The following is a 19,009-nucleotide window of genomic DNA, read 5'->3' on the forward strand; positions in this document are numbered from 1 at the left end:
TATTTTCCCAAATTATCTACTTTTTATTAACTTTCTAGGACCTTTACACGTACGAGCATTTGTTTTTGTTCTTTGTCCACGTACTGGTAGGTGTTTACGATGACGTACTCCTCTATAACAACCAATATCCATTAATCTTTTTATATTAACAGTTCTTTCTCTACGCAAATCTCCTTCAATCACGAGAGTAGATATAAGTTTACGCAGTTTATCAATTTGTTGTTCACTTAATGTGTTAATTTTAATGTCATATCTAAGATTCACAGCATTACAAATTTTTTTAGACAATGATAAACCAATTCCATAAATTCCAGTTAAAGCTATTAATACATGCTTATGATCAGGAATATTAATTCCAGCAATTCTTGTCACAAAAGTATCCTCTCGATGTATAATAGATCGTGTATCTTATGCATAACTATAAAAAATAGCATTTACTAAATTATTAAAAATATTATTTTTACAAAAAAGAAATATATATAAATTCTACCCTTGTCTTTGCTTATGTTTAGGGTCATTCTTACACACAACGCGAATTACATTTTTTCGACGAATAATTTTACAACTACGACACAATTTTTTCACTGATGCACGAACTTTCATTGATACTCCAAAATAAACATTATACTGATATTATTTTAATTTTTTAAATATAAACTTGCTTTTTTTAATATTTTTTTATATCGAGTAGACATCATTAGTGTTTGTATTTGTATAATAAATTCCATAAGTACTACTACTACAATTAATAAAGAAGTACCTCCGAAATAAAAAGGAACTTTTAAACAATAATGCATAATATCTGGTATTAAACATATAAATACAGTATATATAGAACCAATTGTTGTTAACTTTAAAACAATTTTTTTAATGTATTGTTCAGTCTGTAATCCAGGTCTAATTCCAGGAATAAAAGCACCTGATTTTTTTAAATTAATAGCAGTATCTTTAGAATTAAACATTACACTAGTATAAAAAAAACAAAAAAATATTATTAATACAACATTTGTAAACACAAAAATACTATGATTAAATTTAAAAAAATCAAAAAATTTTATTAGAAATATTTTATCGTGAAAAACATGACGACAATATGTTACAATAATAGATGGAAAAAGAAGCAAACTAGATGAAAAAATAACGGGTACTACACCGGCCATATTAACTTTTAAAGGTAAATAGCTGTGATGTGATGAATGCATATTACTACCTTGATGACGACGAGCATAGCATACGATAATGTTACGTTGACTTTTTTCAAAAAATACTACTATAAAGATCACAAATAACATAACTAACAATATCAAAAAAAAATATAAATTATTAAAGTCATAAATATGCATTACAGAAAACGTTTTTTTTATAGAAACGGGTAAAGAAGATATTATTCCAAAAAAAATTATTAAAGAAATACCATTACCTATTCCTTTATCTGTAATAAATTCTCCTAACCACATCAAAAAAATAGTTCCTGTTATCATACTAATAATTGAAATTATATAAAAATAAAAATCTGTAAATACAAAAATATTTTTCATTCCAGGAATAAACGGTAGTCCAATCACGACACTAATTGATTGAATTACAGATAAAAATAATGTTAAATATTTAGTATATTGGTTAATTTTTTTTGTTCCTTCTTCTCCTTCTTTTTTTAAATTACGTAAATGCGAGCAAATCAATGTTAATAACTGCATTATAATAGAAGAAGAAATATATGGCATTACACCTAGTGTGAATATTGAAACACGATTTAAAGATCCTCCAGAAAACATATTAAACATTGTAAATAAAGAACTATTTTTATGAATAAAAAATTGTTCCACAACCTTCATATTAATACCAGGAATAGGTATAAAAGAACCAATACGAAATATCAAAATAGCGATAAATACCAAAAACATTCTTTTTTTTAAATTATATAATATAGACATAATATATTTTCTGTTAGTAGTAAAATTATTTAAATAAAAAACATTTAATTTGTAATCATTCCTCCAATTGATTCAATATATGACCGTACTCCTTTAGTAACAGATAATCCAGAAATTACTATTGGTTTTTCTATCATCCCCATCTTGATAATTTTGACATATCTAATATTTCTTTTAATTAAATTTGTTTTTTTTAAAACAGACATGTTTATTATCTTAAAATGAGAAATTCTATTCAATTCAAATAATCTGATTTCATCTATAAAAATTTTTTTTCTAGATGTAAAACCAAATTTAGGAATTCTTCTATATAAAGGTGTTTGTCCTCCTTCAAAACTTTTTCTAACCTTTCCTCCCGATCTAGATTTTTGACCTTTATGTCCTCTTCCACCCGTTTTTCCTAGACCCGAACCAATTCCTCTACATATACGTTTTCTTTTTTTTTTTATATATATAGAGTTCGACAATACATTTAGATACATAATTTTTCCTCGTTATTGACAGACACCATATAAGAAACTTTTTTAATCATACCACGAATAGATGGAGTATCTTCTCGTTGTACAGTATCACCAATATGACGTAAGCCTAATCCTTTAATTGTAGCTATGTGTTTAGGTAAACGACCAATTTTACTTTTTACTTGAGTAATAAAAATTTTTTTCATAAATAAAAATACACCATTTTATTTTAAATATTAATAGTAGATTTACTAAGTTTTTGCGCTATCATTTCTGGTGATCTAATTTTTTTTAAACCATCAATAGTAGCTCTAACTACATTAATAGGATTAGTAGATCCATATATTTTAGCTAAAATATTCTGAATTCCTACTACTTCTAATACAGACCTCATAGCACCACCAGCAATAATTCCAGTACCATCTGATGCAGGTTTCATAAATATCTTAGATCCTGTATGAGAACCATATACTGAATGTTGTATAGTATTTCGATGTAATGGAATCATAATCATATTTTTTCTCGCTCTTTCCATAGATTTTTGAATAGCTGAAGGAACTTCACGAGCTTTTCCATAACCAAAACCTACCTTTCCTTTACCATTACCCACTACTGTCAACGCGGTAAATGAAAAAATTCTTCCTCCCTTCACTGTTTTAGATACACGATTTACTATAATTAATTTTTCCTGTAAATCTAAAGATAATTTTTTATCAAAATTCATATATGTCATCCTTTTCTATTTAAAAAACCAAACCGGATATACGAGCAGATTCCGCTAATTCTTTAACTCGACCATGATATTTAAAACCAGAACGATCAAAAAAAACAATTTTTATTCCTTTTTGTAATGCTCGTTCAGCAATTAATTGTCCAATTATTTTAGCAGAATGTTTATTACCAGTATAGGTATGGTTAATGTTTAGTTTTTTAAACTCTACAGTAGAAGCACACGTAGAAACGATAGATTTTTTAGAAACTATAATTTGTGCATATATATGTTTAGACGTGCGATGTACTACTAAACGAAATAGTTGATTAGAATATTTATTTTTACGTATTTTAGTGCATCGACGAATTCGTGAATATTTTTTATTAATTTTTCCTTTCATGCTACTTTTTTTTAGCCTCCTTAATACGTATAATTTCATGCAAATAACGAATACCTTTTCCTTTATAAGGTTCAGGAACACGATACAATCGTATATTTGCTGCTACTTGTCCAACTAACTGTTTATCTATACTCTTTAAAACAATCTCATTTTGAGAAATGATTGAAACTGTTACTATTTGTGGAATTTTATAAATTACTGGATGCGAAAAACCTAAATATAATTTTAAAATATTTTCATTTTCTAGTATAACACGATACCCAACACCAAATAAATTTAATTGTTTTATAAAACCTTCCGTAACACCTAAAATCATAGAATGAACTAAAGAACGACAAGTACCAGCTTGCATCCAACCATATGATTTAGATAAATGATTATGTGAAAAAAACAAAGAACCATCTTTTTTAAGAATTTTTACACATACATGTATTATGCGCGTCAATGAACCTAAAGGTCCATTTACTGTAATTTTATAGTTAGATAAATCAACGGCTACATTATTTGGAATAATAATAGATGATTTTGCAACACGAGACATTTTTATATTCCTCTATTTAAAAATATTGATAAATTTAACTTACATAACATATAATTTCTCCACCTAATCCTTTTTTTCGTGCAATTTTATTAGTCATCATTCCTCTAGAAGTAGAAAGAACAGCGATACCTAAATTATTCATTACAACAGGTATTTTGTGTTTCGTACAGTACCGACGTAGACTTGGACGGCTAACTCTAGAAATATGTTCAATAACTGATTTTCCATTATAATATTTTAAAAAAATCTTTAATTGAGAAATATGAATATTCTGTATTTTATAATTACAAATATATCCTTCATACTTCAAAACTTTAACGATATTTTCTTTAATTTTAGAAAAAGGAACAGTTACAAAAATTTTATTAGAACGTTGACCATTACGAATAGATGTCAACATATCTGATATGGGATCTTGCATACTCATAAAATACACCTTATATCATACAATTAAGTTAATTTATAATATCTAAAAGTTACCAACTTGCTTTTGTTAAACCTGGTATTTCTCCTCGCATAGCAGATTCACGTAATTTCATACGACTCAATCCAAACTTACGAAGAAAAGCATGTGGACGTCCAGTTTGTCGACAACGATTACGTTGTCGTGATGGACTAGAATCTCTAGGAAGAGTTTGTAGTTTAAGCATAGCATTCCAACGATCTTTATCTAATGATAATTTTGATTTTATGATTTTTTTTAATTGAACACGCGCTGAATAATATTTAATTGCTAATTTAACTCTTTTAATTTCTCTAAATTTCATAGATTGTTTTGCCATTATATTTACCATTATAATTTTATTTTTGAAAAGGAAAATTAAATGCAGAAAGTAAACGCTCACATTCCTGATCAGAATTAGCGTTTGTGGTAATTGTAATATCCATACCTCTAATAGAATCAATTTTCTCATAATTAATTTCAGGAAAAATAATTTGTTCACGAATTCCTAAACTATAATTACCCGTACCATCAAACGATTTGCGTGATAAACCTCTGAAATCACGTATACGAGGTATTGCGATAGTGATTAATTTATCAAAAAAATCCCATTTTCTTGTTCCTCTTAAAGTAACTTTACATCCTATTGGATAACCTTTACGAATTTTGAAAGTTGCAATAGATTTTTTAGCAACAGTTATAACTGGTTTTTGACCAGAAATTCTCATTAAATCATTCACAGCATGTTCTAGTACTTTTTTATCTGTTATAGATTTTCCTATACCCATATTTAAAGTAATTTTTTTAATTTGAGGAACAGCCATAACAGTAGAATAATTTAATTCCTTCATTAATGTAGGAATCACATAATTCACATAATGAAGATGTAGTCTTTTCATACTTTAATTTCCTTATTTTATTTCAATAATTCTTTAGTAGATTTATATCTACGCATTTTTTTGCCATTAATCCAACAAAATTCTATTTTATCCACTTTATTAGTTTCTTTGTTAAAAATAGAAACATTAGAAATATGAATAGGCAACTCTTTTGAAATAATTCCAGCTACTTGTTGTTTTTCTGGAATTGCTTTTTGATGTTTTTTAACTAAATGAACACCTTGAACAATAACTGTTCTATTGCTATAACATATCTTTTGTACCACGCCTATTTTACCTTTATCTCTTCCTGTTAATACTATTACTACATCATGAAAACGTATTTTTGCAGCCATTATTTAGTGTCCTTATCATAATACTTCTGGAGCTAAAGAAATAATTTTCATAAAAGATTCTGTTCTTAATTCTCTTGTTACAGGACCAAATATCCGAGTCCCAATAGGCTGCCCGGTTGTATCATTTAAAATAACACATGCGTTATTATCAAAACAAATCATTGATCCGTCTGATCTACGAATTCCTTTTTTAGTACGAACAATAACTGCTTTCATAACGTCACCTTTTTTAACCTTACTACGAGGAATTGCCTCTTTAATTGCTACTTTAATTATATCACCAATTCTAGCATATCGTCGACGAGAACCTCCTAATACTTTTATGCACATAACTAACCGAGCACCAGAATTATCAGCTACATATAAAATGGTTTGTACTTGAATCATATATAATCCTATATTTTTCGTGTAAAATATAAAGTTTTAACAATATAAATATTAAAATAATATAACAGAAGACATGAAACTATCTATTCATAATTCTCATGCCTCCGTGTATAAAAATAAAAAATTTTAAATAAAAGATTTTTCTAAAACGCGCAAAAGAGCCCAGGATTTAGTCTTAGAAATTGGTCGGCATTCATAAATTTCAACTATATCACCAATTTTGCAAGAATCTTGTGGATCATGTACACATAATTTTGTTCTTTTTTTTATAAATTTTCCATAAATAACATGTTTTATTTTACGATCTATATTTACAATTACAGATTTTTGCATTTTATTACTAACAACACAACCTTTCAAAATATTTTTTTTATCGCTCATGATGTATTATTTATCCGATCTACTAAAACAGTTTTAATACGCGCAATTTCTTTTCTAATTTTTTTTATTATATGCGTTTTTTTTAGTTTTCCAGATGCTAATTGTAAACGCATATTTAATTGTTCCTTCAATAACTCTAATAATTTTTTTTTTAAATCTTGTTTACTAGTATCGTATTGTGTAATATTATGCATAATTAGAATACCGTTTTAGAAACAAAAATAGTTTTAATAGGTAATTTAGATGAGGCTAACTTAAATACAGAACGTGATTCTTGTTCAGAAATACCTTTAATTTCATATAGTATTTTTCCAGGTTGAACTAAAGCAACCCAGTATTCTACATTTCCTTTACCTTTACCCATACGTACTTCTAAAGGTTTTTGTGTAATAGGTTTATCAGGAAAAACACGAATCCACATTTTTCCTTGACGTTTAACTGATCTAGTAATTGTCTTACGAGCTGATTCAATTTGTCTGGCTGTCAGTCTACCTCTGTTAATAGCTTTTAAACCATATGTTCCAAAACTTATTTTATTATCAACCGAAAGACCTCTATTTTTTCCTTTATGCATTTTACGAAACTTAGTACGTTTTGGTTGTAACATACACACATCCCCGTAATTTTATCTACGATATTTTCGAGAAAATTTTTTCATGAAACCAAATTTTTTTTTATCTTGCAATTTATCTAAAACCATTCCACCTAATATTTCACCCTTAAAAATCCATACTTTCACACCTATAACTCCATATGTAGTATGTGCTTCTGATGCACTATATTCAATATTCGCCCTTAAAGTATGCAAAGGAACCCTACCCTCCCTGTACCATTCTCTTCGCGCAATTTCTACTCCACCTAAACGTCCGCTTACTTCAACTTTTATACCTTTTGCGCCTTGACGTATAGCATTTTGTACAGAACGTTTCATAGCTCTACGAAACATTATTCTTCTCTCTAGTTGAGATGCAATGTTATCAGCTACTAATTTAGCATCTAGTTCTGGTTTTCGAATTTCAGAAATATTAATTTGGGCTGGAACCGATGTTAACTTAGAAATTTGAATTCTTAATTTTTCAACATCTTCACCTTTTTTACCAATCACAATACCAGGTCTAGCTGTATAAATAGTTAATTTAATGCTTTTCGATAAACGTTCAATAATTATTTTCGAAACAGATGCAGTAATCAACTTTTTCATTATAAATCTACGCACTTGAAAATCACTATCTATATAATTTGAAAATTCTTTTTTACTGGCAAACCAAATAGAATTCCATGATTTAATAATACCTAATCGCATACCATTAGGATGTACTTTTTGACCCATTATAATCCTCCTCCATGACTTTTTATATCAGATAAAATAATTGTTACATGACTAGTTCTTTTTAAAATTCTATCTGCTCTACCTTTTGCTCTAGGCATCATACGTTTCATACTACTGCCACTATTAACAAAAATTTGTGAAATAGTTAATATTTTTAAATCAATATTATAATTATGTTCAGCATTAGCTAAAGCTGAATGCAGTAATTTTTTTATTAACAATGCTGATTTTTTATTTACGCTAGATAAAATTCGTAACGCCAACAATGCTTTTTTACCACGAATAACATTAGCTATTAAACGAATTTTTTGAGCAGAAGAACGAATTTGATTATATTTCGCTAATATGTTCATTTTTTTTTCTTTATTATTTATTTTAAGGTTTTTTTAATTTTTTTGTCTGCAATATGTCCTCTATAAGTTCTAGTCATAGAAAATTCTCCTAACTTATGACCAACCATTTCTTCCGTAATAAATACTGGAATATGCTGACGACCATTATGAACAGATATAGTTAAACCAATCATATTAGGAAAAATAGTAGAACGTCTAGACCAGGTACGAACTGGTTTTTTTTTTTTTTCTTTTAAAGACTTCTGAATTTTTTTTAATAAATGACCATCAATAAAAGGACCTTTCCGGAGAGAACGAGGCATATACAATTATCCTATAGTTATTTTTTTCTATGGCGTATAATAAATGATTCAGTTCGTTTATTTTTACGAGTTTTTTTACCTTTCGTATTTACACCCCATGGACTAACCGGGTGTTTACCGAAATTCCTTCCTTCACCACCACCATGTGGATGATCAATAGGATTCATAGCTGTACCGCGTACTGTAGGTCGAACACCTCGACGACGAGTAGCTCCAGCTTTACCTAACATACGTAACATATGTTCTGAATTACCTACTTCACCTATTGTAGCTCGACATTCTATATGTATTTTCCTTAATTCTCCTGAACGTAATCGAACAACAGCATACGTATCGTCTTTAGAAATTAATTGCGCATAACTACCAGCAGATCTTGCTATTTGCCCTCCTTTACCTATTTTTACTTCAATATTATGCATTACCGTTCCTATAGGAATATTTTTAATAGGTAAAGAGTTTCCAGTTTTAATTGATACTGAAGAACCTGATTCAATTACATCACCTATTTGAATACCTTTAGGTTCTAAAATATAATATCTACTACCATCTTTATATAATATAAGTGCAATATTAGACGATCGGTTTGGATCATATTCAATCCTTTGAACAACTGCTTTAATATTATCTTTGCATCGTTTGAAATCAATACAACGATACAATCTTTTATGTCCTCCACCTATATGTCTAGTAGTAATACGACCGTAATTATTTCTTCCTCCAGTTTTAACTTTAGTCTGTAAAAGAGGTGCGTACGGTTTTCCCTTATACAAACCAGGATTATTTACTTTAATTACATGACGCCTACCAGGAGATGTTGGCTTACATTTTATAATTGTCACATAAACTCCTTATCATATTCATTTAGAATGTCCTAAAAATTCTAAGTTTTGACCGGATTGTAAAATTACATAAGCTTTCTTCCAATCCATGCGCTTACATATTTTATTTTTTTGACGTTTTGTCTTTCCTTTAATAATTAAGGTATTTATTTTATATACTCGAACCTGAAAAATTTTTTCAATAGCTAATTTAATTTCTAATTTAGTAACATTTTTTTTTACTTTAACTACTACAGTATTATGTTGTTGCATAGAATTGGATGTTTTTTCAGAAACATGCGGAGATAATAGTACTTTTAATAATTTTTCTGTAAGTATCATTGAAACATATCCTCAATTTTTTTAATCGCTGATACTGTAATTAATACGGTATCATATGATATCAAACTAACAGGATTAATGGCGTTAACACTTAAAACACATACATAATACAAGTTTCTAGCAGCATAAGACAAATTTTGATTAATCGGATCCGCAATAATCAAAACACGTTTGAAATTCATAGATTGTAATTTTTTAAACAAAATTTTTGTTTTAGGAGATTCTAAAAAAAAATCCGCAAATAAAAATAAACGATTTTGTCTAATCAATTCTGAAAAAATACTTTTCAAAGCACCTTGATACATTTTTTTATTTATTTTCAAAATATACTTTTTAGGTTTAGCCGCAAAAGTTACACCACCTGATCTCCAAATAGGACTTCTTAAAGATCCTGCTCGTGCTTTACCTGTACCTTTCTGTCTCCATGGTTTTTTACCTGAACCAGATACTTCTGAACGACTTTTTTGAGCTTTACTTCCTTGTCTTTTACGAGCTAAATAGGTAACTACGATTTGATGAACGAGAGGCTCATTAAACGATACATTAAAAATCTTCTCAGATAATACATGTATTTTATTAGTATCCTGTAATATCAATTCCATACTCCACACTCCTTTATTTTTCCTTAACAGAAGGTTTTAAAACTACATCGCTTCCAATATAACCAGGAATAGATCCTTTAATTAACATTATTTTTTTAATATCATCTATTTTAATAATGCTTAAATTTTGAATGGTAATACATGTATTACCTAAATGACCAGACATTTTTTTACCCTTAAAAACACGTCCGGGAGTTTGATTTTGACCAATCGAACCTGGAACACGATGAGATAAAGAATTTCCGTGAGTAGCATCTTGCATTCTAAAATTCCAGCGCTTAACTGTACCAGAAAATCCTTTTCCTTTTGAAACACCAGTTACATCTACTTGTTTCACGTTACTAAACGAATTAATAGTTATTCTTTGACCACATTTAAATTGCAATGCTTTTTTACATCTAAATTCCCATAAACCTCTACCTACAAAGGCTTTGTGTTTTAAAAAATGACCTTTTTCTGGTTTTAAAATATTATTTTTTTTTTTTATTCCTGTAGTTACTTGAACAGATTCATAATTATCTGTTTTTAACGATTTAATCTGTACTACAAAGTTATCTAGAACTTCTATCAAAGTTACTGGTATAGATAAACTGTCCTCTGTAAAAATACGCGTAATTCCTAATTTTTTTCCTACTAAACCTATCATTTCTGATTTACCTTTATTAATTGATAAATAAAATTGTATACTAAATTACTTTTAACCTAAACTAATTTGTACATCTACACCGGCAGCAAGATCTAGTCGCATTAAAGCATCTACAGTTTTTTCAGTTGGCTGAACAATATCAATTAATCGCTTATGAGTTCTAATTTCATATTGATCACGAGCATCTTTATTAACATGTGGAGATATTAAAATAGTAAACCGTTCCTTTTTTGTAGGTAAAGGAATAGGGCCTAAAACTTTAGCACCAGTACGTTTTGCTGTATCTACAATTTCTATAGTAGATTGATCAATTAAACGATAATCAAAAGCCTTTAAACGAATACGAATTCTTTGATTCTGCATAAATACAGCACTCCTTTATTTAAATAAAAATTATCCCTATAAACTTCTCTTAAAAAAAATCAACATATTTATAAGTATGAATAATTCATTATAAAAAACGGGTTTAAAATTTTTACACACAACACAAAATATTAATTTTTAAAAGTAATTAAAATTAAATTTCTATTTATATTTTTGATATGTCAAGAAAAGAGATAAAGCTCTATTCTTGACAAAACACAAAAACATTGATATATAATAAAATTTATATTAATATTATGCAATAACTTTTATAACTACACCTGCTCCAACCGTTCTACCTCCTTCTCGAATTGCAAAGCGTAATCCTTCAGACATAGCAATAGGATGTATTAAAGTTACTGTCATTTTTATGTTGTCACCAGGCATAACCATTTCTACATTCTCTGGTAATTCAATTGATCCTGTAACATCCGTAGTACGAAAATAAAATTGAGGACGATATCCTTTAAAAAAAGGAGTATGTCTTCCTCCTTCTTCTTTAGATAATACATATACTTCAGATTCAAATTTTAAATGAGGATGAATAGTACCAGGTTTAGCTAGAACTTGTCCGCGCTCAATATCATCACGTTTAGTTCCTCTTAATAAAATGCCAACATTTTCTCCAGCACGACCTTCATCCAACAATTTACGAAACATTTCTACCCCTGTGCATATTGTTTTAACTGTCGGTTTAATTCCTACAATTTCAATTTCTTCACCAACCTTTACAATACCTCGCTCAATACGCCCAGTTACTACTGTGCCTCTACCCGAAATAGAAAATACATCTTCTATTGGTAATAGAAAAGGAGCATCAATTGCTCTTGTTGGTATAGGAATATATTTATCTAAATGATTAGACAATTCAATAATTTTGTCTTCCCAAATTTTATCACCTTCTAAAGCTTTTAAAGCAGATCCTCTAACAATTGGAATATCATCTCCTGGAAAATCATATTGTGTCAATAAATCACGTACTTCCATCTCTACTAATTCTAATAATTCTTCATCATCTACCATATCACATTTATTTAAAAAAACGATAATATGCGGAACACCAACTTGTCTACCTAATAGGATGTGCTCACGAGTTTGCGGCATAGGACCATCGGTAGCAGCTACTACTAGAATCGCTCCATCCATTTGAGCAGCTCCAGTAATCATATTCTTTATATAATCTGCATGTCCAGGACAATCAACATGAGCATAATGACGAAGTTCTGTATCATATTCAACATGCGAAGTATTAATAGTAATTCCTCTAGCTTTCTCTTCTGGAGCATTGTCAATTTGTTCAAAAGCACAAGCTTTACCACCAAATCGTTTAGATAAAACAGTCGTAATAGCTGCTGTTAAAGTAGTTTTTCCATGATCCACATGTCCAATAGTTCCCACATTAATATGTGGTTTAGAACGATTAAATTTTTCTTTTGACATCATTTATTCCTGTAGTTATTTAACTCATTTTTTAAAAACAATTACTCAAATTATTACATATTTTATAAAAAATAAGATTATCGATTAGAGATAATATCTGTACAAATTGTTTTTGGTGCTTCAGTATACTTTATAAATTCCATAGAATACGATGCTCTACCTTGTGTTTGAGAGCGTAAATCAGTTGCATATCCAAACATTTCAGACAAAGGAATGTGTGCTTTAATGTTTTTTCCACCTAAAGAATCATCTGTCATTCCTTCAATAATCCCTCTACGTCGATTAATATCTCCAATTACATCTCCCATGTATTCTCCAGGAGTTTCCACCTCTACTTGCATAATTGGTTCCAACAAAATTGGTTGTGCTTGTTTAAAAGCTGCCTTAAATGCATAAGAAGCAGCTAGCTTAAAAGCTAATTCAGAAGAATCTACATCATGATAAGAACCATCGTGTAAACGAATACCGATACCAACTACAGGATATCCTGCCAGTGGACCAGATTTTAATTGTTCTTGTATACCTTTATCAATAGAAGAAATATACTCTCCAGGAATTACTCCACCTTTAATATCATTAATAAATGAATATCCAGAACTATTAGTTTTTAAAGGAAAAATATCAATTATAACATGTCCATACTGACCACGACCACCGGACTGTTTTATATGTTTACCTTCTACACCTACTACTTTAGTTAAAATAGTTTCACGATAAGCAACTTGTGGTTTTCCAATATTTGCATCTACATTAAACTCACGCTTCATGCGATCAATTATAATCTCTAAGTGTAGTTCTCCCATACCTGCAACAATAGTTTGATTAGATTCATGATCTGTCCATACTCTAAAAGAAGGATCTTCTCTAGCCAGTCTATTTAAAGCAAGTCCCATTTTTTCTTGATCAGCTTTAGTTTTTGGTTCTACAGCAATCGATATAACTGGTTCTGGAAAATCCATCTTTTCTAATATAACTGGATTCTTTACATCACACAATGTATCTCCTGTAGTAACATTTTTTAAACCAATAGCTGCAGCAATATCACCTGAATATACTACTTTAATTTCTTCACGTTTGTTTGCATGCATTTGTACAATTCGACCAAATCTTTCAGTATGATTTTTTACAGAGTTTAAAACTACATCTCCTGATCGAACGATACCAGAATAAACACGAAAAAAAGTTAAATTTCCTACAAAAGAATCAGAAGCAATTTTAAAAGCAAGAGCAGAAAAAGGCTGTTTATCATTTAATTTACAGTTAGAAACAGAAACATCTTGGTCACGTATAAAATTTTTCATATCATGAAGATCAGCTGGTGATGGTAAATATTCAATAATTGCATCTAATAAAGCCTGTACACCTTTATTTTTAAATGCTGAACCACATGTTATTAAAGTAATTTCATTATTTAAAGCTCTCTTTCTTAATCCTAATTTAATATCATCTTCACTTAATTCTTCAGTTTGTAAATATTTTTCCATTAATTGATCATTTGCTTCAGCAGCAATTTCAACTAAATTCATGTGCCATTTTTTTGAAATAGATAATAATTCTTCCGGAATATCATAATATTTAAAAGTTACACCTTGATCTTTTTCAAGCCACTTAATAGCTTTCATTTTTATTAAATCAACTACGCCTTTAAAAGTTTCTTCTGAACCAATAGCTAATTGAATAGGTACCGCTACAGTATGTAGTCGAGTATGAATTTGATCTACTACTTTAAAAAAATCAGCACCTACTCGATCCATTTTATTTATAAAAGCAATACGAGGAACTTTATATTTATTCGCCTGTCTCCATACAGTTTCTGATTGTGGTTGTACTCCTCCTACAGCACAATAAATCATTACTACTCCATCTAATATTCTCATAGATCGTTCTACTTCAATTGTAAAGTCAACATGACCAGGAGTATCAATAATATTAATCCTGTGCGATAAAAATTGTTTAGCCATACCTGACCAAAAAGTGGTAGTTGCAGCAGAAGTAATAGTAATACCGCGTTCTTGTTCTTGAGCCATCCAATCCATTGTAGCTGCACCATCATGCACTTCGCCAATTTTATGATTAATTCCAGTATAAAACAATATACGTTCCGTTGTAGTGGTTTTACCTGCATCAATATGTGCACTAATACCAATATTCCGATACTGAGCAATCGGTGTTGTACGAGCCATAAAAATCCTCTTGCAAATCTGTTTTTTATAAAAATAAAAAATATATCGTTAAATAATGTAATTTTCAAAAAATATACACTTACCAGCGATAATGAGCAAAAGCTTTATTCGCATCTGCCATCTTATGAACTTCTTCACGTTTTCGAACCGCTGAACCTTTATTTCCTATAGCATCTAATAATTCATTAGTCAATCGAATTGACATAGATTTGTCTGTACGCTTACGAGCTGCAGCTACAATCCATCGCATAGCTAAAGCATTTTTTCTGGTTGGACGAACTTCAACTGGAACTTGATACGTCGATCCTCCTACACGACGAGATTTTACTTCTACTGATGGTTTAACATTATCTAAAGCTAAAATAAAAATATCTAATTCTTCTTTTTTTATTTTTTGAGAAACAGCTGATAAAGCTGAATAAACGATATTTTCAGCAATAGATTTTTTACCGTCAACCATTAATATATTAATAAATTTAGCTAACAAATCTGAAGAAAATTTTGGATCAGGTAAAATTTTACGCTGCCCTATTATACGACGACGAGGCATATTAACACTCCTTAATAATATTTTATACTTTTAACTTCTTAACACCGTATTTAGATCGACTTTTTTTTCTATCTTTAACACCAGAACAATCCAAGGAACCTCTAACTACATGATAACGAACACCGGGTAAATCTTTCACCCGACCACCTCGAATTAAAATCACTGAATGTTCTTGTAAATTATGTCCTTCACCCCCAATATATGCTGTAACTTCATAACCATTTGTTAATTTAACACGACATACTTTTCTTAATGCAGAATTCGGTTTTTTGGGAGTGGTTGTATATACTCGTGTACAGACACCTCTTCGTTGAGGACATCCGGATAAAGCAGGAACATTTGTTTTGATTATTTTTCGGATCCTAGGAGTACGGACCAGTTGATTAATTGTAGACATACATTCTCCAAAATACTTTATTTTAAAAATTCACTAAAAAAACCTCTAACTATATCTAAAATTAGATAAATATTACGATATTCTACTTATATAAAATAATTTATTACAATACTTACCAAGTCATATTAGAGGTATGACCATACGTTAAAAAAACAAAACTTTCATAATTTAATAAAATTAAATTATTTTTTTTATTTTTTTGTAATAATCCTCTAGCAAATAAATCATTTTCCAAGAAATAAATTAAATTAAAATTTTTATATATTTTTTTTAAATAAGAATCATTAATCACACTTAGTATTACACCATCCTGAATACATATTAAATCATCAAATTTAGAGCTAAAAGACAACAAAGAAGGTATAGATATTCGATATGGAGAATTTAATAAAATATGTAACATATTATTTGACAATCACCATTTTACAATAAAATCAAATTGATTGATTTGACTTTTAATACAAGATTTATTTAAAAATTCTACTGGTAATAAAAAGTCATCATAATCTTTAAAACCGCGTTGATAAGCTGATCTTTTACAAAAAAAAAAGTTTTTTATTCCATATAAAAGCAAAACCTTAAATGAAAGAGAATAATTATGTAGTTTAACTAATTCTGGTTTTTGATGTAATGTTAATTGAAATACACCATCATCAATAAAAAAAAGAGCAATTTTCTTGCAACTAAATGAGCAAGAAATAACAAAATCAAGCCCTTCTCTACTGAGATTATCTCCATATGGAGCACTAGAAAAAACAAAAGCTATTGATTTCATAAAAAATAAATATATTTCTAAAATTAAAATTGCACAATACGATCACAGGTATGTATAGAAAAAGATAATTCCATCAATGTTACACATTTAAAAAAAGAAGAAAAAATTTTTTGATAATTTTTGATCTTTTTGGTAGATTCATTTGACAAAATTCCTCTCCTGCAAGCAGAGCTGGGACAAATACATAGCTGAATATTGTAAGTTTTTTTCAAACTAATCCATCCATTTAAAACATTAAATTCATTACTTGGAAGATTAATCATACTATTAGAATTATATACTCCAGAAGCATAAAAAAAAATTTTGCTAACACTAAAATTTAGTTCAAGAACAGATTTTGAAAATAAAAAAGCACTTATAGAATTTTGAGTATCATAAGGAGGACCAGTAACAATTACTATGTAATTCATATTATGACCATATTAATAAACTTGTTCTTATTTATAATTAATGTAATTTACATTTTTGATACAAAAAAAATACCAAAAATAACAATAAGTTTTAATATTTAACAACAAAAATCATTATTTTAACATTTAATACAATAATTGATATTATTTCAGTTACTAAGCATATAAAAGTAATAATGTATTATACGTGAAAAAATAATTAAATATTATAATTATTTTATATAAGATAAAATTTCTTAATTCATAAATTTAAAACGCGAAAAACATTATATAATTTTTTTGAACTGTATTTTAAAGCATTTTTTTTACCATGTATTAAAATGTCAATCAAATAATCTTCATCTTTTCTGAATTTATAGTATAAAGCTTGTATTTCAGAAATAAAGTTACATACAATATCTGATAGTTTTTTTTTAAAACTAGAATATTGACAATTTTTAAATTCATTTTCTAATATTGAAATTTTTTTACTTGTAATACAAGAAAAAATAGACAATAAATTAGATACTCCTGGTTTATTAAAAATATCGTAACGAATACAATCAGAAGAATAGTCAGAATCCGTTAATGCACGTTGCAATTTCAAACGTATAGAATCAATATTCTCAAGTAAAAATATCGTGTTATTAACATTATTATCCGATTTTGACATTTTTTTTTCTGGATTCTGTAAAGCCATTATTTTATTACCTATGGGTAACATTAAAATATCTGGAATAACAAAAATATTTCCATATATAGCATTAAAACGACGAGCAATTTTTTGAACTAATTCTAAATGTTGTTTTTGATCTAAACCTACTAAAACACAATTTGTATGATATAATAAAATATCAGCAGCCATTAAAACAGGGTAACAAAACAAAGATAAATCAATAGTCGTATTTTTCAGCAAAAATCTTTGTTTAAATTGAGTCATACGGGATAACTCACCAAAATAAACAAAATTACTCAAAATCCAGTATAATTGGCTATGCGTATGTACATATGATTGCACAAAAATCGTACTACTATCAGGATCAACACCACATGATAAAAACAATGCCACCATATCTAGTATGTTAGTAGAAAAATTATTTTTTGTGCTATTTTCATTCCTATTTCTGGAGTAAGCGGTTAAAGCATGTAAATCAGCAATACAAAAGAAACATTTATATTTTTTTTGTATATATTCCCAGTGACACATAGTTCCACAGTAATTACCCAAGGTAGGCCAACCTGTAGGTTGAATTCCTGTAAACATAATATCTTTTTTTTTAGTATCTAACATATAAAAAAAACCTTAAAAATTTTTAAAAATAAATAATATTTATTGACTACGTACGCTAAAAATTAATTATCTATAATAATACCTGTTAATTTTCTTATTGTTTTTAAATAATCATCTGAATGAAAAATAGCAGAACCAACAACTACATAATCAGCACCTGATCGTATTACACTTACAACATTAGATAAGCTAATCCCTCCATCTACCGATAATAAAATATTTTTTTGACTTTTATCAATCAAAGATCGTACTTGTTGAATTTTTTTTAAAACATACGTCAAAAATTTTTGACCACCAAAACCGGGATTTACAGCCATTACTAAAATTAAATCTAATTCATCAATCACATAATCTAAAAAATGCAATGAAGTAGATGGATTTAAAGCTAAACCAACACCACAATCTATTTTTTTGATTAGTTGTATAGTTCTATCTAAATGATTAGTAGATTCGGGATGAATCGTAATAAACTGTACGTTTAAATTTGCAAATGAAGAAATCAACGAGTCAACCGGAGAAGCCATTAAATGAACATCAAAAAATACTTTCATTCCGCTATTTTTTATTGATTTTAATATCATAGATCCCATTGTGAGATTAGAAACATAATGATTATCCATAACATCAAAATGAATTAAATTACATCCTGCTTTAAGAACTTCCTGTATTTCTTTTCCTAATCGACAAAAATTTGCAGACAAAATAGATGGAACCACTACAACACGTTTCATGAATT

General features: G+C 28.5%; 33 protein-coding genes. All 33 read right to left on the minus strand.

The genetic code is table 11. From position 1 onward, the window contains the following. Positions 1–12: 12 nt before the first annotated feature. A complete protein-coding gene (gene rpsM / locus BUCISPPS3390_RS01665) occupies positions 13–372 on the minus strand; it encodes a 30S ribosomal protein S13 (RefSeq protein WP_154060911.1) in 360 nt (119 codons plus the stop codon). Positions 373–486: 114 nt separating this feature from the next. Beyond that, the gene (rpmJ, locus tag BUCISPPS3390_RS01670; RefSeq protein ID WP_075474868.1) at positions 487–603 is read right to left on the minus strand and encodes a 50S ribosomal protein L36; all 117 of its coding nucleotides are present in this window, start codon (positions 601–603) and stop codon (positions 487–489) included. Positions 604–638: 35 nt separating this feature from the next. After that, a complete protein-coding gene (gene secY, locus BUCISPPS3390_RS01675; protein WP_154060912.1) occupies positions 639–1,934 on the minus strand; it encodes a preprotein translocase subunit SecY in 1,296 nt (431 codons plus the stop codon). Positions 1,935–1,978: 44 nt separating this feature from the next. Next, on the minus strand, positions 1,979–2,416 hold the full coding sequence (rplO, locus tag BUCISPPS3390_RS01680) for a 50S ribosomal protein L15 (protein WP_154060913.1): 438 nt from the start codon (positions 2,414–2,416) through the stop codon (positions 1,979–1,981). Continuing rightward, positions 2,407–2,601, minus strand: a complete 195-nt coding sequence (rpmD, locus tag BUCISPPS3390_RS01685) for a 50S ribosomal protein L30 (RefSeq protein ID WP_154060914.1) — start codon at positions 2,599–2,601, stop codon at positions 2,407–2,409. The genes rplO and rpmD overlap by 10 nt, the downstream gene beginning before the upstream one ends. A 23-nt stretch (positions 2,602–2,624) precedes the next feature. Continuing rightward, complete coding sequence (gene rpsE, locus BUCISPPS3390_RS01690) at positions 2,625–3,119, minus strand: 30S ribosomal protein S5 (RefSeq protein WP_154060915.1); 495 nt, start codon at positions 3,117–3,119, stop codon at positions 2,625–2,627. 19 nt (positions 3,120–3,138) lie between these two features. Beyond that, the gene (gene rplR / locus BUCISPPS3390_RS01695; protein WP_154060988.1) at positions 3,139–3,507 is read right to left on the minus strand and encodes a 50S ribosomal protein L18; all 369 of its coding nucleotides are present in this window, start codon (positions 3,505–3,507) and stop codon (positions 3,139–3,141) included. 1 nt (position 3,508) lies between these two features. Further along, on the minus strand, positions 3,509–4,048 hold the full coding sequence (gene rplF / locus BUCISPPS3390_RS01700; protein ID WP_154060916.1) for a 50S ribosomal protein L6: 540 nt from the start codon (positions 4,046–4,048) through the stop codon (positions 3,509–3,511). Between the two features lie 34 nt (positions 4,049–4,082). Beyond that, positions 4,083–4,475, minus strand: coding sequence for a 30S ribosomal protein S8 (gene rpsH, locus BUCISPPS3390_RS01705; RefSeq protein WP_154060917.1), 393 nt, complete (start codon positions 4,473–4,475; stop codon positions 4,083–4,085). A 49-nt stretch (positions 4,476–4,524) separates the two neighbouring features. Beyond that, positions 4,525–4,830 (minus strand): 30S ribosomal protein S14, encoded by a 306-nt coding sequence (rpsN, locus tag BUCISPPS3390_RS01710; RefSeq protein WP_154049003.1) that lies wholly within the window; start codon positions 4,828–4,830, stop codon positions 4,525–4,527. A 19-nt stretch (positions 4,831–4,849) separates the two neighbouring features. Then, positions 4,850–5,389, minus strand: coding sequence for a 50S ribosomal protein L5 (rplE, locus tag BUCISPPS3390_RS01715; protein ID WP_154060918.1), 540 nt, complete (start codon positions 5,387–5,389; stop codon positions 4,850–4,852). A gap of 17 nt (positions 5,390–5,406) precedes the next feature. Continuing rightward, entirely contained in the window at positions 5,407–5,724 is a 318-nt protein-coding gene (gene rplX, locus BUCISPPS3390_RS01720) for a 50S ribosomal protein L24 (RefSeq protein WP_154060919.1), read from the minus strand. 15 nt (positions 5,725–5,739) lie between these two features. After that, positions 5,740–6,111: a 50S ribosomal protein L14 gene (gene rplN / locus BUCISPPS3390_RS01725; protein ID WP_154060920.1), complete on the minus strand. Its 372-nt coding sequence runs from the start codon at positions 6,109–6,111 to the stop codon at positions 5,740–5,742. 126 nt (positions 6,112–6,237) lie between these two features. After that, the gene (gene rpsQ / locus BUCISPPS3390_RS01730) at positions 6,238–6,492 is read right to left on the minus strand and encodes a 30S ribosomal protein S17 (RefSeq protein WP_154060921.1); all 255 of its coding nucleotides are present in this window, start codon (positions 6,490–6,492) and stop codon (positions 6,238–6,240) included. Continuing rightward, positions 6,489–6,686 (minus strand): 50S ribosomal protein L29, encoded by a 198-nt coding sequence (gene rpmC, locus BUCISPPS3390_RS01735; RefSeq protein WP_154060922.1) that lies wholly within the window; start codon positions 6,684–6,686, stop codon positions 6,489–6,491. The genes rpsQ and rpmC overlap by 4 nt, the downstream gene beginning before the upstream one ends. A 2-nt stretch (positions 6,687–6,688) precedes the next feature. Beyond that, positions 6,689–7,099: a 50S ribosomal protein L16 gene (gene rplP / locus BUCISPPS3390_RS01740; protein WP_154060923.1), complete on the minus strand. Its 411-nt coding sequence runs from the start codon at positions 7,097–7,099 to the stop codon at positions 6,689–6,691. A gap of 18 nt (positions 7,100–7,117) precedes the next feature. Then, complete coding sequence (rpsC, locus tag BUCISPPS3390_RS01745) at positions 7,118–7,822, minus strand: 30S ribosomal protein S3 (RefSeq protein ID WP_154060924.1); 705 nt, start codon at positions 7,820–7,822, stop codon at positions 7,118–7,120. Beyond that, on the minus strand, positions 7,822–8,175 hold the full coding sequence (gene rplV / locus BUCISPPS3390_RS01750) for a 50S ribosomal protein L22 (RefSeq protein WP_154060925.1): 354 nt from the start codon (positions 8,173–8,175) through the stop codon (positions 7,822–7,824). Before rplV ends, rpsC begins: the two co-directional genes overlap by 1 nt. A 17-nt stretch (positions 8,176–8,192) precedes the next feature. After that, positions 8,193–8,477 (minus strand): 30S ribosomal protein S19, encoded by a 285-nt coding sequence (gene rpsS, locus BUCISPPS3390_RS01755; RefSeq protein ID WP_154060926.1) that lies wholly within the window; start codon positions 8,475–8,477, stop codon positions 8,193–8,195. Positions 8,478–8,494: 17 nt separating this feature from the next. After that, positions 8,495–9,316: a 50S ribosomal protein L2 gene (rplB, locus tag BUCISPPS3390_RS01760; protein ID WP_154060927.1), complete on the minus strand. Its 822-nt coding sequence runs from the start codon at positions 9,314–9,316 to the stop codon at positions 8,495–8,497. A gap of 18 nt (positions 9,317–9,334) precedes the next feature. Beyond that, positions 9,335–9,637, minus strand: a complete 303-nt coding sequence (rplW, locus tag BUCISPPS3390_RS01765) for a 50S ribosomal protein L23 (protein ID WP_154060928.1) — start codon at positions 9,635–9,637, stop codon at positions 9,335–9,337. Continuing rightward, positions 9,634–10,239, minus strand: a complete 606-nt coding sequence (gene rplD / locus BUCISPPS3390_RS01770; protein ID WP_154060929.1) for a 50S ribosomal protein L4 — start codon at positions 10,237–10,239, stop codon at positions 9,634–9,636. The genes rplW and rplD overlap by 4 nt, the downstream gene beginning before the upstream one ends. 13 nt (positions 10,240–10,252) lie before the next feature. Next, positions 10,253–10,885 carry a 50S ribosomal protein L3 gene (gene rplC, locus BUCISPPS3390_RS01775; protein WP_154060930.1) on the minus strand — a complete coding sequence of 211 codons (633 nt, stop codon included), beginning with the start codon at positions 10,883–10,885 and terminating at the stop codon, positions 10,253–10,255. 51 nt (positions 10,886–10,936) lie between these two features. Continuing rightward, positions 10,937–11,248 (minus strand): 30S ribosomal protein S10, encoded by a 312-nt coding sequence (rpsJ, locus tag BUCISPPS3390_RS01780; protein ID WP_154049017.1) that lies wholly within the window; start codon positions 11,246–11,248, stop codon positions 10,937–10,939. 255 nt (positions 11,249–11,503) lie between these two features. Further along, positions 11,504–12,688, minus strand: coding sequence for an elongation factor Tu (tuf, locus tag BUCISPPS3390_RS01785; RefSeq protein WP_154060931.1), 1,185 nt, complete (start codon positions 12,686–12,688; stop codon positions 11,504–11,506). Between the two features lie 77 nt (positions 12,689–12,765). Continuing rightward, positions 12,766–14,871, minus strand: a complete 2,106-nt coding sequence (gene fusA, locus BUCISPPS3390_RS01790) for an elongation factor G (RefSeq protein WP_154060932.1) — start codon at positions 14,869–14,871, stop codon at positions 12,766–12,768. 79 nt (positions 14,872–14,950) lie between these two features. Next, positions 14,951–15,421, minus strand: a complete 471-nt coding sequence (gene rpsG, locus BUCISPPS3390_RS01795; RefSeq protein WP_154049020.1) for a 30S ribosomal protein S7 — start codon at positions 15,419–15,421, stop codon at positions 14,951–14,953. A 22-nt stretch (positions 15,422–15,443) separates the two neighbouring features. Then, positions 15,444–15,818 carry a 30S ribosomal protein S12 gene (gene rpsL, locus BUCISPPS3390_RS01800; RefSeq protein WP_154060933.1) on the minus strand — a complete coding sequence of 125 codons (375 nt, stop codon included), beginning with the start codon at positions 15,816–15,818 and terminating at the stop codon, positions 15,444–15,446. A 112-nt stretch (positions 15,819–15,930) separates the two neighbouring features. Beyond that, complete coding sequence (gene tusB, locus BUCISPPS3390_RS01805; protein ID WP_154060934.1) at positions 15,931–16,221, minus strand: sulfurtransferase complex subunit TusB; 291 nt, start codon at positions 16,219–16,221, stop codon at positions 15,931–15,933. 12 nt (positions 16,222–16,233) lie between these two features. After that, complete coding sequence (tusC, locus tag BUCISPPS3390_RS01810) at positions 16,234–16,593, minus strand: sulfurtransferase complex subunit TusC (protein WP_154060935.1); 360 nt, start codon at positions 16,591–16,593, stop codon at positions 16,234–16,236. A 23-nt stretch (positions 16,594–16,616) separates the two neighbouring features. Continuing rightward, on the minus strand, positions 16,617–17,003 hold the full coding sequence (gene tusD / locus BUCISPPS3390_RS01815) for a sulfurtransferase complex subunit TusD (protein ID WP_154060936.1): 387 nt from the start codon (positions 17,001–17,003) through the stop codon (positions 16,617–16,619). Between the two features lie 241 nt (positions 17,004–17,244). Further along, the gene (trpS, locus tag BUCISPPS3390_RS01820) at positions 17,245–18,273 is read right to left on the minus strand and encodes a tryptophan--tRNA ligase (RefSeq protein ID WP_154060937.1); all 1,029 of its coding nucleotides are present in this window, start codon (positions 18,271–18,273) and stop codon (positions 17,245–17,247) included. 62 nt (positions 18,274–18,335) lie between these two features. Then, the gene (gene rpe, locus BUCISPPS3390_RS01825) at positions 18,336–19,004 is read right to left on the minus strand and encodes a ribulose-phosphate 3-epimerase (RefSeq protein WP_154060938.1); all 669 of its coding nucleotides are present in this window, start codon (positions 19,002–19,004) and stop codon (positions 18,336–18,338) included. Between the last annotated feature and the right edge of the window lie 5 nt (positions 19,005–19,009).

Origin of the sequence: Buchnera aphidicola (Cinara cf. splendens/pseudotsugae 3390) (genome assembly GCF_900698845.1) — a bacterium.
Taxonomy (GTDB): domain Bacteria; phylum Pseudomonadota; class Gammaproteobacteria; order Enterobacterales; family Enterobacteriaceae; genus Buchnera_F; species Buchnera_F aphidicola_AM.